The organism is Mycobacterium marseillense (genome assembly GCF_010731675.1).
GTDB classification, from domain to species: domain Bacteria; phylum Actinomycetota; class Actinomycetes; order Mycobacteriales; family Mycobacteriaceae; genus Mycobacterium; species Mycobacterium marseillense.
Genome location: NZ_AP022584.1, coordinates 1,688,601 through 1,703,228, shown reverse-complemented (window position 1 = coordinate 1,703,228; position 14,628 = coordinate 1,688,601). Strand labels below are relative to the sequence as shown.

At 67.1% G+C, this 14,628-nt stretch carries 11 protein-coding genes and 1 pseudogene; 9 read left to right on the top strand and 3 right to left on the bottom strand.

Annotated features, from left to right (window positions below):
• Positions 1-548: 548 nt before the first annotated feature.
• From G6N26_RS07210 to G6N26_RS26540, 3 genes are all read right to left on the bottom strand, one after another.
• The gene (locus G6N26_RS07210; protein WP_232067578.1) at positions 549-3,272 is read right to left on the bottom strand and encodes a helix-turn-helix transcriptional regulator; all 2,724 of its coding nucleotides are present in this window, start codon (positions 3,270-3,272) and stop codon (positions 549-551) included.
• A gap of 175 nt (positions 3,273-3,447) precedes the next feature.
• Positions 3,448-6,243: a helix-turn-helix transcriptional regulator gene (locus G6N26_RS07205; protein WP_083020199.1), complete on the bottom strand. Its 2,796-nt coding sequence runs from the start codon at positions 6,241-6,243 to the stop codon at positions 3,448-3,450.
• Positions 6,244-7,309: 1,066 nt separating this feature from the next.
• Positions 7,310-7,603, bottom strand: a complete 294-nt coding sequence (locus tag G6N26_RS26540) for a hypothetical protein (protein ID WP_372509339.1) — start codon at positions 7,601-7,603, stop codon at positions 7,310-7,312.
• A 460-nt stretch (positions 7,604-8,063) separates the two neighbouring features.
• On the opposite strand from G6N26_RS26540, the gene G6N26_RS26535 reads away from it, so the two are divergent.
• The 9 genes and pseudogenes from G6N26_RS26535 to G6N26_RS07160 all read left to right on the top strand — a co-directional run.
• A complete protein-coding gene (locus G6N26_RS26535; protein WP_372509338.1) occupies positions 8,064-8,600 on the top strand; it encodes a helix-turn-helix domain-containing protein in 537 nt (178 codons plus the stop codon).
• A 444-nt stretch (positions 8,601-9,044) separates the two neighbouring features.
• Positions 9,045-9,533, top strand: coding sequence for a phosphoenolpyruvate carboxylase (locus G6N26_RS07195; RefSeq protein WP_067170171.1), 489 nt, complete (start codon positions 9,045-9,047; stop codon positions 9,531-9,533).
• Positions 9,530-9,850, top strand: coding sequence for a hypothetical protein (locus tag G6N26_RS07190; protein WP_139799220.1), 321 nt, complete (start codon positions 9,530-9,532; stop codon positions 9,848-9,850). Before G6N26_RS07195 ends, G6N26_RS07190 begins: the two co-directional genes overlap by 4 nt.
• A 1-nt stretch (position 9,851) precedes the next feature.
• Complete coding sequence (locus G6N26_RS07185; RefSeq protein ID WP_067170178.1) at positions 9,852-10,904, top strand: alpha/beta hydrolase; 1,053 nt, start codon at positions 9,852-9,854, stop codon at positions 10,902-10,904.
• A gap of 25 nt (positions 10,905-10,929) precedes the next feature.
• A complete protein-coding gene (locus G6N26_RS07180; RefSeq protein ID WP_083020195.1) occupies positions 10,930-12,156 on the top strand; it encodes a PPE family protein in 1,227 nt (408 codons plus the stop codon).
• Positions 12,157-12,289: 133 nt separating this feature from the next.
• Positions 12,290-12,568, top strand: coding sequence for a hypothetical protein (locus tag G6N26_RS07175; protein ID WP_083020193.1), 279 nt, complete (start codon positions 12,290-12,292; stop codon positions 12,566-12,568).
• The gene (locus G6N26_RS07170) at positions 12,568-13,488 is read left to right on the top strand and encodes an NADP-dependent oxidoreductase (RefSeq protein WP_083020191.1); all 921 of its coding nucleotides are present in this window, start codon (positions 12,568-12,570) and stop codon (positions 13,486-13,488) included. The genes G6N26_RS07175 and G6N26_RS07170 overlap by 1 nt, the downstream gene beginning before the upstream one ends.
• Positions 13,489-13,577: 89 nt before the next feature.
• On the top strand, positions 13,578-14,012 hold the full coding sequence (locus tag G6N26_RS07165) for a cupin domain-containing protein (protein ID WP_083020189.1): 435 nt from the start codon (positions 13,578-13,580) through the stop codon (positions 14,010-14,012).
• An 80-nt stretch (positions 14,013-14,092) separates the two neighbouring features.
• Positions 14,093-14,521, top strand: a pseudogene (locus tag G6N26_RS07160) (hypothetical protein); the annotation flags it as partial.
• Between the last annotated feature and the right edge of the window lie 107 nt (positions 14,522-14,628).

The window sequence follows — 14,628 nt, the reverse complement described above, 5'->3', positions numbered from 1 at the left end:
GGTAGCCGCGGCGACTCTATTGAATCAGATGCGTCGTGCAGAAATACCGCAGGCGCACGCTTGCGGTGACCGTTCGGGCTGGCGGACGCGCACTCCGCGGCGGGCTCAATGGTTGTCTCGTGAGCCGCGCTCACACTGTGCCCACTCACCGTAGTTCTCCCTCTTCTTTCACCGAAGCCTGCACTCGTGCAACGCATGACACCGCCGCGGGCGGATGGTGAACGTCTCGAAACGAGCTGAATGAGCGCACGCGCACCGGCGGGCGGCATGCCATCGTTTTCGGCGCGCTCATGGTCGTCGCGACACCAGCACGTAGCCACCCACGCCGAAGACCACCGGCATCATCATCAACATTCCCAACAACGTGCTCATCATCGTCTTCTCAACCCTCTGCGCTTTGCCCTCCGGCGCTGGTCCCTGGTTGAGTCGTGCGAGCCGGAGCGCAATCACTACGTTCGCACCGTGGGAGGCCCGTCACCATCGCCCGGCGGGCGATCTTTAAGTCCCGGTCGGTGTATACCTAGTGCCCTCGGTATTCGACGGGCCCGTCAATCCAAACCGCGCATGAGCTGGGTCAATTGGGCGCGGGAGGTGATGCCGAGTTTGGTGAACGCATGGCGCACGTGGGTCTTCACGGTGTGGGGGGAGATTTGCAGTTGTTGGGCGACGGAGCGGTTGGTGGCGCCTTCGGCGATGAGGTTGACGACGGTGAGTTCGGATTCGGTGAGGCTGTCCCAGCCCGTTTTTGCCCTGGGGTGGGTGACGATGCGGCGTTCCACGCCTAGCCGGCGTAGTGCGCGGCCGACTCGGCGGGCGTCGGCGGTGGCCCCGCACTCGATGTAGGTGTCGAATGCGGCGTTGAGGTGGTCGAGTGCTTCGGCGTTGTGCTGTGCGCGAGCCAGTTCGGCGCCGGCGTCCTCGGCCGCGCTGGCGTAGAGAAGCGGTCGCTGCGATGAGCGAAGCGACTCCGCGGCAACCACCAGCGCCTGGGCATCACGTTCGAGAATCCCGCGGGCATACCCGGCCACCGCCGCCAGCAGCGGCACCGCGGGCCGCTCATGCTCAAGCACCTCGATTGCCTGCAGTACGCGCGCGCGCAAGCCGGCGTCACCGGCGGCCGAGGCCACCCGCGCACCCAGGATCAGCCGAACTAATGCATGGGGGAAAAGTGGTGTTCCCAGGAGGATGACGTCGCCGAGCCAGCGCATCGCGTCGTGGACGTCGTCGCGCTGCCACGCCGCCCGCGTCAGCACATACGCTGATCCGCGACGTATGCCGGCGGAGCCGGTGGAGTGGGCATCGCGCGCATCATTGGCCATCTGCTGCAGCAAGTTCCGATCATCGGTGTGCGCCGCCACCTCGGCGAGGATCACCGTGCGCAGTACGTCGTGCTCGGTCGCGCCTGTCGGCTGTGGGGGCGGCAGGGGCTCCGTCGCGTCGCGAGCGGCCGACAGTCGCCCCGCAGCCAGGTGAACCATCCCGCTATAGACGGCCCAGGTAGCGAGGGCCATCGCGTTGCCTTCCCGGCCGGCTTGGCCGACGCCGTCGGCGACCAGGGCCGTCGCGTCGTCCAACCGGCCGACCACTGCCAGTAGGTTTGCGTGATACATCCCGGCATAGGCATGCGCTAACGCCGTCTCGTTCGTGTAGGCGAGCGGGCGAAGCTGTTCGAGGCGGCCTCGTGCGCGCGCCGTGTACCCCTCACCGGCATCGAGCAAAGCGTGGGTGACACCGGCCATGATCGTGGCCTCGAGATCGCCGGTGACCGCCGCGGCCGCGGCAGCCTCGTCGGCGGCCGCGCGCCGTTGCCCACCCTCGTCGAACACCAGGTTGTAGGCCAGCCACGCCAAGAGCCGTGCCCGGGTGAGCTCGCTGATGCCGCTCAACTCAAGCGCCCGCCGATTCTCCTCGACCCGCCGCTGGTCAGTGTGCTTCGTGTGCACCGGGAGCCGCAGCCGGATCTCGGCCTCTACTTCGGGCGACGCCGCCTCCGAGAGCGCCACGTCGGCCAATTCCTCGGCCTCGCCGTAGCGACTGGCCCGGTTGAGCCACGCCACCGTTTCCGCGACCAGTGACCCTTGCTCAGCGTCGTTGGCGGGCAACAGCTCCAAGGCGCGCTTGCTCAAGTCCGCGGCCGCGCTCGAATCGCCGCGGCCAACCGATTGCGCGGCTCGGCGCAACGCGTCGATGGCCTCCCGGTCTCCCGGCTCGGCGCTGCGCGCCAGCTGGGCGGCCACCTCGGCGGGGGCCGCGCCCAAGCCCAGCATGGCCGACGCGGACTGGCGCTCCATCGCCCGGCGCAGCGACTGCGGCAAGGACTGCCGGGTTGCCTCACGCAGCAAGTCGTGCCGAAACCGCAACTGCTCGCCGTCTTCGATGAAAAGATCCGCGCGCACCGCCTCCTCGAGCGCCGACAGCAACGATGTCGGCGATCGCTCCAGCATTGCGGCCAGCAAGCCGGCCGAGAACCGGTCCGGCAGTACCGCAGCGACCCGGACCACCTCTGAAGCGCTTTCGGAGAGCAGGTCGAGCCGTTGGTGCATGCTGGCGCCCAGCCGCCGCGGCAGCTCATGGCCGGTGGCCACCGCGCGTCCACCGGTAACGCTCAGTCGGTCCTCCTCGCCCAGCCCCCGGACAAGCTCGCTGACCAAAAACGGGTTTCCGTGCGCTTTGGCAGCCAGATTCAGCAGTGACACATCGGCTTTCGCCCGCACGGCGTCGCTGACCATGTCCGCGACCGCATCCGGCGTCATGGCCCCTAATCGCAAGAAGGTGGCATTCGCGCGTTGCAGCATCGACAAGGTCTCGTGCACCGCCGGCCCGCCGGCCCCGGTGCGGGCGGTCAATATCCACAACACCGCCGCATCCGGCCGCGCGGTGGCCAGCGACCGCAGCGCCAACAGCGTGCCGTTGTCGGCCCAGTGAATGTCCTCCAGCACGATCACCAGCGGGGCCTGCGCGGCCGCGGCGTGAATCGCATCGGCTAAATCGTGCACCACCCAATAGCGCAGATCGGCCGAGCCGCCGAGTTGGCGCAACGCCTCGGCGTCACCCACCGGGGGATCGGCGTTGAGCGTGGCCATGAACAGCGAGAAGAACGGCACCGTCTGCTGATACTCGAACGCCTCACCGAACAAGGCGCGCACCCCGCACTTGTCGGACAGCGCCAGGACCTCGGTCAGCAACCGGCTTTTTCCGATGCCCGGCGGGCCTTCGATCACCAGCACGCCCCCGCGCCCCTGGGTCAGCGCGCTCACGAGCTCGGCAATCATTTTCAGCTCGTCCGTCCGCCCGCGAATCGGCGGAGTGACCACGCGCTGGCCGCCGACGTCGAACAGGCCGGCTGAAGGACCCATCGGGTGTCCTGTCTACGGTTTAGTTAGCGGACTGCCGTTGCAGTGCACGTCATTGTAGGCCGTGCCTGGCCGCCGAGCGATTTGCTACGGGTCAATCCGAGCCGCGCATGAGCTGGGTCAATTGGGCGCGGGAGGTGATGCCGAGTTTGGTGAACGCATGGCGCACGTGGGTCTTCACGGTGTGGGGGGAGATTTGCAGTTGTTGGGCGACGGAGCGGTTGGTGGCGCCTTCGGCGATGAGGTTGACGACGGTGAGTTCGGATTCGGTGAGGCTGTCCCAGCCCGTTTTTGCCCTGGGGTGGGTGACGATGCGGCGTTCCACGCCTAGCCGGCGTAGTGCGCGGCCGACTCGGCGGGCGTCGGCGGTGGCCCCGCACTCGATGTAGGTGTCGAATGCGGCGTTGAGGTGGTCGAGTGCTTCGGCGTTGTGCTGTGCGCGAGCCAGTTCGGCGCCGGCGTCCTCGGCCGCGCTGGCGTAGAGAAGCGGTCGCTGCGATGAGCGAAGCGACTCCGCGGCAACCACCAGCGCCTGGGCATCACGTTCGAGAATCCCGCGAATGTGTTGCGCGACCGTGGCGAACAACCGAACCGGCGGCCGCTCGCGTTCGAGCAGGTCAACGGCGTCCAGGAGACGCGCGCGCAGACCGGCATCGCCGGCCGCCGACGCCACCCGCGCGGTCAAGGTCAGCTGATCCAACACCGTCGGCAAGAACGGTGTCACGACCAGCGAGATATCGCCGCCGAGCCAGCGCAGGGCTTCATGGACGTCGTCGCGCTGCCACGCCGCCAGCCCCAGCGCGCACGCCGCCCCGCGACGTACGGCCGGTGAACCGGTGATGTACGCATCGCGCGCCTCGCCCATCGTCGCTGCCAACAACGTTCGGTCGTCGGTGCGGGCCGCGATCTCGGCCAGGGTGAACATGCGCATCGCCGTGACGAAGGTCGATCCCGTCCGCTCGGGCGTGGGCAGCCGCTCGGTGGTGGTGCGGGCAGCCGACAACCGGCCCGCGGCCACCTGCACCACCCCCGCCGTCAGCGCCCAGATGTGCAGCGCCATGCCGTCGTGTTCGTGCTGGGATTTCTCCGTGCGGCTCGCGACCAGCATTGTGGCGTCTTCCAGCCGTCCCACCACGGCAAGCAGATTTGCCAGGTGGCATGCGGCGAGGTTGTGGGCGGTCATGTCGCCCGCGGGCGGCAGGGTTTGCATCTCCTCGACGCGGCGCAGGGCGCGACCCGCGTACCCGTTTGCGCAGTCGAGGCAGGCGAGTGCCACCCCGGACAACATTCTCGACTCGAGATCGCCGGTGGTTGCCGCGGCCGCCGCCGCCTCGTCGGCTGCCGCGCTGTCCTGTCCGTGGAGGCCGTACATCGCCAGGTTGTACGCCAGCCACGCCTGATGTCGTGCCCGGGTGACGTCGGTGAGCTGAGGCAACTGAAGGGCGCGGCGGTTGTCTTCGATGTGCCGCGTCGTCGTGTCGGTGATCGGCGTCCGGAGCCGGAGAAGAATCTCGGCCTCTTCTTCGGGCGCCAGCGCGGCGGACAGGGTGGTGCCGGCCAACCTTTCCGCCTCCTCGTAGCGGGTGGCCCGATTGAGCAGGACGATCGTTTCTGCCACGAGCGGCCCGCGTCCCGGGTCTTGGGGCGGCTGGAGATCCAACGCGCGCCCGCTCAAATCCGATGCGGCGCCCGGGTCGCTGTTGGCCACCGACTGCGCGGCTTCGCGGAGCGCGGCGATCGCGGCCTGATCGCCCACCTCCGCGCTGCGGGCGAGCTGGGTTGCGACCTCCTCGGGCGCCGCCCCCATGTCCAGCATGACGCTCGCGGATTGCCGCTCCATTGCTCGGCGCAGCGACTGCGGCAAAGACTGCCGCGTCGCTTCGCGCAGCAGGTCGTGGCGAAACCTCATCTGTTCACCGTCTTCGATGAGCAGGTCGGCGCGGACCGCTTCTTCGACCGCCGATATCAGGGCGGCCGGACGGCGTTCCAGCATCGCGGCGAGCAGCCGGGCCGAGAACCGGTCGGGCAGCACCGCGGCGACGCGCACGACTTGGCTCGCAACGGGGGAGAGCTGCTCGAGTCGTTGCTGCATGGTGTCGCTGAGCCGTCGTGGCAACGTCTCCCCGGTGGCACCGGCGCGGCCGCCGCTGACCGCGAGTCGGCCCTCCTCGTCCAGTCCGCGCAGCAGCTCCGTGAGCAGGAACGGGTTGCCGTGCGCCTTGTCGGCCAGACTCAAGAGTGACGCATCCGCGTTGGCTCGCACGGCGTCTTGCACAATGTCGGCGACCGCGCTCGGTGGCATGGCCGTCAACCGCAGAAACTCGGCATCCTCGCGTTCCAGCGCGGTCAGCGTTTCGCGAGCGACCGGCCCGCCGGCACCGGTTCGCGCGGTAAACACCCACAGCACCGGCACATCCGGCCGTGTCGCGGCCAACGACCGCAGTGCCATCAGGGTGGCGTTGTCGGCCCAATGGATGTCCTCGAGCAGGATCGCCAAGGGCGTTCGGGACGCGGCCGCGTGTATGGCGGCTTGCAAATCGCGCACCACCCAGTAGCGCAGATCGGCCGAAGTGCCCAAGCGGCGCAAGGCCTCCGCATCACCGACGGGTGGATCCGCGCGCAAGGTCGCCATGAACAGCGAGAAGAATGGTACCGTCTGCTGGTACTCGAAGGCCTCGCCGAATAGCGCCCGGACGCCGGCCTTCTCGGCGCGCGCCAAGACCTCGGTCAACAAGCGGCTCTTTCCGATGCCCGGTGGCCCCTCGATGACCAGTACGCCCCCGCGCCCTTGAGCGAGCGCCGCGATGAGCGCATCGATCGCCTTCAGCTCGCCCGCCCGCCCCCGAATCGGCGGTGTGCGCACCTGCCCCGACGCACTCGCGGTACTCACACGAACCGCCCCCCACCGACGTGATGTAGGCGGGCGGTGGACATCCACGTTATGTAATCCACAGTTCTCGCCACCGTTAGCGCTGGCAGTCAGTGTAGGCGTGTCCCGCCGGCCCGCGCGCTGTGCGTCGCGTCCGACTGAATCAGTGTTCTCAGCAATTACACCCGATGCACGCCCGCTTTTGCTGGCGGGCCCTAGCCCCAAGGACCTCATGATTTTCTCGTGATCCGCGCTCATGCTGTGCCCGCTCACCGTATTTCTCCTCTTTGGATCGATGTATCGGCTCCTGCCAACTCATGACATCGCCGAACGCGGATGATGAGCGTCTCAACATGAGGTGAACGGGTGTCTCAAAGTGAGACGGCGGTGGACGGTCCGTCGTGGTCTTTCCGCTCGGCTCCGGGCGGATGTGTCGGTTCGTCTGAGCAACGCCACCGTCGCGCGCGTAGGGTAATCGCCGAAGCAGATAAAAGTTTGCTGCTGCAGCGAAGGGACACCAAGTCTCCGCTCACGGTCGACGGGTGCCAGCCCGCCGCTTCGCGACGGTGACCCGGAGTCGAGGTAGTTGGGGATGGGTGCACAGGCGCGCCGCACGGCCGAACTCGAGCAGGCCAGGGAAACTTTCCTGCCCGTGGAATCCCTTGACGTTATGCGCTCGCTCGATGAGGACATTCTGCGGCCCAGCGTCCTCGATTCGTGGCGTCGGTCCCAGGCCCTGCAAGTTCACCCCGACCAGGTCGAGCTGCCCTATGTGCGCGAACCCGACAGGGGTTCGCGCCTGGCGCGCGCGGCTGCGCCGGTGCTGCAGCGCGTCACTGTTGACCTGGCCGCGCAAGATGTCAGCGTCGTCCTGACCTCAGCTGACGGTGTGGTCGTGGATCGGACCGCTGCGGCAGTGTCCATCCTCGACGCGTTGGACACGGTGAGCCTCGCACCGGGCTATAGCTTGGCTGAAGAGGTGGCCGGCACCAACGGGATAGGCACGACCCTGGAAACCGGACAGCCCACGTTCATCGGAGGCAGCGAGCACTACGTCGCGATGTTCACCGGTTTCGCATGCGCGGGGTCACCGATCCGTGATCCGCTGACGGGCAGACTCATCGGCGCCGTCAATCTGAGCTGTCTCGCCGACCGATCCGATCCGCTGCTGCTCGCGCTGGCTACCAGCACCAGTCGCCACATTGAGGATCGCATGCGCGCGGTGGCTCATGAGAGCGAGACGGCACTTCTGGCAGCCTATCTGCAACAGGCACGGCGATATTCGGGCGGCGTGTTGGCGATCGGCGGCGATGTGGTGTTGATGAACGCCTACCTGCGTCGCACGCTCGACGGGAACGAGCAGACCGCGCTGCTGGAACACGCGTCGGATCTGGTCACCTCCACGCTGTCGGGCACCGCGCTGGTTGTTCTGCCGAGGGGACACGTCGCCAAAATCACTGCCGCCGACCGGTCGACGACCCGCGCCGGCTGCCCCAATGTCGTTTTCCGCGTTGATCTTTCCGGCGAGGACGGCTCACGATCGCGTCAAACAGGCCGCTTGGCGCCCACCTACATCCCTGGCCTGGCGGGTCGCAATAGCGCCTGGCTGCACTGCTGCCAGCAGGTACGGCAGTGTTGCCGCGACCGAGAGTGGGTGATGATCGAGGGAGAGAAGGGATCCGGCCGCGCAAAGCTGGCGCAGGCGGTCGGACAGTATGTGAAGCCGGACCGAACGATCCGCGTGATGCGCTCCGAAACCTTCGCGAGCGCCGCGTCTTTCGTCGCCGAACTGGCGACAGTGGCCGCCGATGAGGACTTCGCGGTGGTGATCGCCGACGTGGATGACATCGACACGGACATACTCGAAGCGATCGCGTCGATGCTGGCCGCGCGCTCAGGTCACGGGTGGATCGCAGCCACCACAAGTTCCGCGGCTGTTTCCGCACCGATCAAACAGCTACTGCCGCTGTTCACCCACACCGTCACCGTGCCCGCGTTGCGACACCGGATTGACGACCTCGAGGAACCTCGTGCCGCTGCTGCTGCGCGAGATCACCCGGGGCGCCGATGTGGTGCTGGCGCCCGAGGCCATGCGGCAACTGAGCAGGTTGCCGTGGCCGGGCAACGTCTCGCAGCTGCGTCGGGTCCTGACGGACACCGTTGCCCGCCAACGATCCGGCGTCATCAACGTCGACAAGTTGCCACCGGAGTGCCGGTCCGTCACACGTCGCAAGCTGACTCCGATGGAAGCTCTGGAGCGCGATGCGATCGTCCGCAGCCTTCAGGACAACGGCGGCAACAAACAAGAGGCGGCACGCGCCCTGGGAATGTCCCGCGCGACCATCTACCGCAAGATCAACGACTACGGCATCGCCTAACGTTCTTGCGCTCGTCGGCCGAAAATCATTGGCCCACAATCATCATCGGGAAGCCCGGCGTCCCTGGGCCTGTGGCAACACGATGAGCGGGTGACCGCCGCCCGATTCCCATCGCGCATCCTCTGGGCAAATGGCTGCTCGCCCATGCACGGCGGCAGGAGGTCGCGAATACCTACCTCGAAGCGTCGTTTCGCTTGGCCGCTCGTGACGCCCGCAATACGCGGCAAATCACCCGGGTGAATCAGTTCGCCGGGCGATGCCCACTCATCCCACGTCGGTTAATGCTGGCCTAACAACTGGCGGGCGGACGGTACGTGGAGCCCACCACGTTTTCTGGGATCGGTGTTCGGGCCGCATGAGCGAGCAACGGGTCGTGATGAAGGTGGACGGCCCGGGTGTATCGATCACCGCGGAACGCCATCGCCACGAAGTGGAGAAAGACAGATGAAGCCTCGCCAATTTCAACGATCGCCTGCCGCTTACGGCTCCGGCGCCGCGCGAACACCATGGCTGCTGCATCGGCTACGGGACGCCGCTGCATCTGCCCGGCACTGGGCGCGCCGCAACGGAATCGCCGGGCTGGACGTCATCCCGGCGATCGAGGACCAACTTCACGCGTTGCAGCCCATCTGCAGTGCCCAGGGGCTGGCGACCGGCACCACATGCGGTGCCCCTGCGGTGGCGGTCGCCGAGATACACGCCATTGACGGCTGTGACCAAATGGGGCTGAGCCCGGACGGCGACGTCGTCGAAACGCTCTGTCAAGACTGCCTGGCCACTGTGCGATGGGCGATGGCGACGTACGTGGGCGACAAGCGCGAGATGGCGTCCCGCTGCGGCACCCGCCCGGTGTGCGCGACCTGCGGTCGTTCCACTGGGTACCTGCGCAGCGTCTTCGCTGTGCGTCCGATCGGGCCCGAGGGATTGTCATGATGACCGGGCTACGCGTTGCCTCCCTGTTTGTCGCGGTGGTGGCCGGTGATTACGCGCTCCTCATGTTGATCAATGGTCGACTGATCGATTTCGGCGTCACCGCCGCCATCTGCGCGGGCTCCTCGGCAGCGGCGGGCCTGATCGCCTACGGCAGCAGGCGACGCCGCCAAGCGATCGCGCGGGGACGTGCTGCTGTCTGGCAGCGTCGTGATCGGCAGGCGGCCGGCACGACGAGCCCGTGGCCGCTCTCGGCGCAAACGTCACGTGAAATCGGTTGGGGCGTAGGGCAACCGATGACCCCGGCGTGGAAGCGTTGACATGACCGCACCCGCCGCGATGCCGGGTTCACCGCGCCCCGGTCTAGGAGCACCCAGGGCACGAAAAGCGCGGCGGTCCGCGTTCCGCGCGGACGTCGTCGTTGACGTTCTCCAGGACGGTCCGAGCATGGCTGGGCGCATCGCCTCGCTGAGTGCCCGACTGATGATCCGCCCGGCATTGAGCGTGGGCAGCCACCTGCCCTCGGCGCCGTGGCCATGGGGCGCCGTCGAGATCGCCGCCCGCGCCATCACGCCGCCACCGGGCACGGTGCGCACGGGCGTCGGGCTGGCGCACTGCACCGCGCAGCTGGTCCGCGCCGCCGGAGTGCTACCGGCCGACGGCATCCACCGGGCCGTCCTGTACCTGCACGGCGGAGCCTTCCTCACTTGCGGCGCCCACTCGCACGGTCGGCTGGTCAGCATGCTGTCCAGCTTCGCCGACAGCCCCGTCCTGGTGCCCAATTACCGCAAGATTCCCAAACATTCGATCGGCGAGGCGATCGACGACTGCTACGACGGCTACTCGTGGCTGCGCCGACAGGGTTACGAGCCCGACCAGATCGTGCTGGCCGGCGATTCCGCCGGCGGTTATCTGGCGCTGACGCTGGCCCAACGCCTCCTCGCGTGCGGTGAGCGGCCGGCAGCGATGGTGGCCATGTCACCTCTGCTGCAACTGGCCACCCAACCCAAAACGGCTCACCCCAACATCGGCTCGGACGCGATGTTTCCGCCCAGAGCTTTCGAGGCCTTCCACGCCTTGATCACCCGCGCCGCAGCACACCCCGCCGCCACCGGGCATTCCGACGCGCTCTACGAGCCACTCGACCACATCCGACCGGGCTTGCCGCCCATGTTGATCCATGTGTCCGGTCGCGAGGTGTTGCTCCACGACGCGCAGCTGGCGGCTCAACGACTGGCCACCGCCGGCGTGCCAGTCGAAGTGCAGGTGTGGCCGGGCCAAATCCACGTCTTCCAACTCGCCGCGCCGATGATCCCCGAAGCCACCCGCTCGCTGCGTCAGATCGGCCACTACATCCGCGAGGCGACTGGATAGCCAGAGGAATCTGAGGTTTTCGACGATGGATTTCGGGGCGCTGCCACCAGAAATCAACTCCGGCCGCATGTATTCCGGTCCCGGCTGCGGGTCGATGCTGGCTGCCTCGGCGGCGTGGGACGGGTTGGCGGCCGACCTGCATTCGGCAGCCGGCTCCTATGGGACGGTGATCTCGGACCTGACCAGCGCGGCATGGCGGGGTTCCGCGTCGGTGGCGATGGCGGCCGCCGCCGCACCCTACATCTCGTGGCTCACGACGACGGCTGTCCTGTGTGAGCAGGCCGCTGCCGGGGCCAGGGGCGCGGCGGCCGCCTACGAGGCCGCGTTTGGGATGACGGTGCCCCCACCGGTGGTGGCGGCCAACCGCGCGCAACTGATGTTGCTGATCGCGACAAACATCCTCGGCCAAAACACACCGGCGATCGCGGCCACCGAAGCCGAGTACGGCGAAATGTGGGCCCAAGACGCCGGGGCAATGTACGAATATGCCGGCCTGTCCGCTGCCGCTTCGGCGTTACCGCCGTTCACCTCGCCCGCGCCCACCTCGAACCCAGCGGGCGTCGCCGCCCAGGGAGCCGCAGCAGCGAACGCCGGCGCCATGTCTGCGGGCACGGCCACCCAGACCGTCATATCGACGGGCTCGCGGCTGCTCTCCGCAATGCCCAACGCGCTTGAAGGACTTGGCTTACCGCTATCGGCCGCGGCACCACTTCCATCGTTCTTCGAATTGCTGAGCTTACTGAGCCCGGTGAATCTGGCCGTCTCGTCGGTGGCGACAGCCATCACGTCGACGGGGACGGCCGGTTCGTACGCCGGCCTGGGATATGCGGCGCACTACGACGCAGACGGTGCCAGCAAAATGGACGCCATACTGCAGCGTTTGGGGGCGGCTCCGGAAGCCTTCGGGCCAAGCGCGTCAATGTCATTGGGTTCGGCAGACCTGAGGGCAGGCGGCGATGCGGCGCCCGCATCATCGGCGGGTTTAGGCCGGGCCTGCTCGGTTGGCGCGCTATCGGTGCCGCCGAATTGGACCGCAACCGCCCCGCCGATCAGGCGCATCTCGGTAGCGGGACCGGACACTCTGTCCGAGACTGTTCCGACGGTCCTGGCGGCGATCCCAGAAAACCTGCTCAACGAAATGGTTCTGGCGGGCATGGCGGTACGCGGCATCACCGGTAATGCCCCGCGAGGCCGGCCCAGGATCACCATCACCGTCACGCAGCACCCACCGGATAGCGAAATCGGGCGTTGACTGCGTGCCGGCGGCGGAAGAGACTCGGACCAACCGCCCGCCTCGAATGCCTTCCGAGTCGCCCAGTCATGGCTTGGCGCTCACCCGGGTGAATTTGTCCGCCGGGTGATGACGACTCACCCCGGATCGATGAATGCTGGCTCAACAGCTGGCGAGCGGAGGGCAAGTGCAGTCGACGATTTACCAGATCTGCATTCGAGGCCGCGTGACCGAGCGGCTCGGGTCCGCACTTGAAGGGATGCGCCTCGAGGCCGGTGCGAACGACACCGTGTTCACCGGTGAAATCCGCGACCAGTCACAGCTTTACGGGCTTCTCGACCGGGTCCGTGACCTAGGCCTTGAGCTCGTCAGCGTACAACCGCAGCTCACGGCTGACCCTGAGACATTAACCCCCATCAGGAAGGACCTGTAATGCGAGCCATCACTGTTTCAGATCGTGACGCTGGTGTCGCCGGCCTGTCGCTAACGGACCTGCCCTACCCTGAGGCGGCCGACAACGATGTCGTCGTGCGGGTACACGCCGCCGGTTTCACCACCGGGGAGCTCGACTGGCCGCACACCTGGATCGACCGCTCGGGTCATGACCGCACACCGAGCGTGCCCGGCCACGAGCTATCGGGCGTCGTGGTTGAGTTAGGTTACGGCACCACCCTTTTGAGTGTCGGTCAACGGGTGTTCGGACTCGCCGACTGGGCCCGCAACGGCTCCCTGGCGGAGTACACCGCGGTGGAAGCCCGCAATCTCGCACCGCTGCCGATGGACATCGACCACACTGTTGCCGCGGCGCTCCCGATCTCTGGATTGGCCGCCTGGCAGGGCCTGTTCGACCACGGCCGCCTCGCCGCCGGACAAACGGTTCTGATCCACGGCGCTGCCGGTGGGGTCGGCTCGATCGCGGTGCAGCTCGCCCGTGAAGTCGGTGCGCGCGTCATCGGTACCGGTCGGACCGCAGACCGAGACCGGGCCGGCGAGCTCGGCGTCCACACCTTCCTCGACCTGGAGACCGAAAAGCTCGAGGACGCAGGCGAAGTCGACGTGGTGTTTGACGTGATCGGCGGAGAAATTCTCGCCCGATCGGCCGCGCTGGTGCGGGCTGGCGGGACGCTCGTCACCATCGCCGAGCCGCCGAAGACCCAGCCGCACGACGGACGGGCGATTTTCTTCCTTGTCGAGGCCGACCGCGCTCAGCTCGCCGACCTCGCCGCGCGAGTGCGCGACGGACGCCTCAAACCGGTGGTGGGTGCCGTGCTGCCGCTCGCCGAAGCTGCCACCGCGTTCGCCCCCGGCAAGCGTATCCCCGGCAAGACGATCCTGCGGGTCGCCGAGGACTGAAAACGAGACTCGGCACCCGCACCGGTCACCCCACATCGTGCGATCACGTCAGCCAGTCGTCCAGACATCCCGAGGGAAGGCGGCCAAAAATGGCCCTGAAAGTAGCGCTCGCCGCACTGACCGTCGCGGTGATGTTCGCGCCTGGGGCATACGCCGAGCCGACGCCGGAGCATTCGGATCAAATCCCGGTGGTCCGCCCCGTTTTCAATCAATCAACCAATGTTCCGGGCAAATCACTCGAGGCAGTGACCGTCAGCTATCCGCCCGGGGCCAAGAGCGGAGCTCACCACCACGCGAAATCGGCGTTCATCATGGCCTACGTGATCTCCGGAGCGATCCGCAGTCAAGTCGAAGGTGAGCCGGTGCGCGTCTATCATCCCGGCGAGACGTGGAGTGAAGCCCCCGGCGCGCACCACACGATCAGTGAAAATGCCAGCGCCACTGAACCCGCTGAATTGCTGGCGGTCTTCCTGCTCGATACCGGAGACGGGCCACTCACCACGGACGACAACGCGAGAAGATGAGGCAGCGCGTCAACGACGGAAAATGTTCGCACCGTTCGACATACACGATTTGACGCCATTCCGATTTCCGGGAGAAGTCCATGCGCACCCCTGATCCGACCCGAATCGTCCGGATGGCATTGCGATTCTCGCTGGCGGCGGCCTTTCTGTCCGCTGTTGCCGACCGATTCGGTTGGTGGAAACCGTTCGGGCAGGGAAGCTGGGGGAGCATGGCCCGCTTCGCCGACTACACCCACCAGCTTGTCCCGTTTGCTTCCGGATGGTTATTGACCGTCATCGTGTGGGTTGCCACCGCCACCGAAGCAACCCTGGGCGTCCTCCTTATCTCGGGCTGGCGGCCAAAACTCGTTGGGGCGGCGACCTGCTTGGTGCTCATCCTCTTTGGAACGGCGATGGCTGTATCCCTCGGGGTCGAATCGCCGCTGAGCTACAGCGTCTTCTCCGCGGCGAGTGCGGCCGCGGCCTACGCGATACTCGGCACGCCATCGTCGTCACACACCACTGGCACTCATTCGGTCCGGAAATTTTCAACCGTCGCGAGCCGGCTCGTTGTGACGGGTGAGTCTCGCGCCCACACACGGCGGCTGGGCGTACCAAATCTCGGATACGAGGGTAG

Coding starts and splice junctions, on each gene's coding strand:
- G6N26_RS07210 (WP_232067578.1), bottom strand. CDS start 3,272: ATGATTGCCGAGCTCGTGAGCGCGCTGACCCAGGGGCGCGGGGGCGTG.
- G6N26_RS26535 (WP_372509338.1), top strand. CDS start 8,064: ATGACATCGACACGGACATACTCGAAGCGATCGCGTCGATGCTGGCCG.
- G6N26_RS07195 (WP_067170171.1), top strand. CDS start 9,045: ATGAAGCCTCGCCAATTTCAACGATCGCCTGCCGCTTACGGCTCCGGC.
- G6N26_RS07190 (WP_139799220.1), top strand. CDS start 9,530: ATGATGACCGGGCTACGCGTTGCCTCCCTGTTTGTCGCGGTGGTGGCC.
- G6N26_RS07185 (WP_067170178.1), top strand. CDS start 9,852: ATGACCGCACCCGCCGCGATGCCGGGTTCACCGCGCCCCGGTCTAGGA.
- G6N26_RS07180 (WP_083020195.1), top strand. CDS start 10,930: ATGGATTTCGGGGCGCTGCCACCAGAAATCAACTCCGGCCGCATGTAT.
- G6N26_RS07175 (WP_083020193.1), top strand. CDS start 12,290: ATGCTGGCTCAACAGCTGGCGAGCGGAGGGCAAGTGCAGTCGACGATT.
- G6N26_RS07170 (WP_083020191.1), top strand. CDS start 12,568: ATGCGAGCCATCACTGTTTCAGATCGTGACGCTGGTGTCGCCGGCCTG.
- G6N26_RS07165 (WP_083020189.1), top strand. CDS start 13,578: ATGGCCCTGAAAGTAGCGCTCGCCGCACTGACCGTCGCGGTGATGTTC.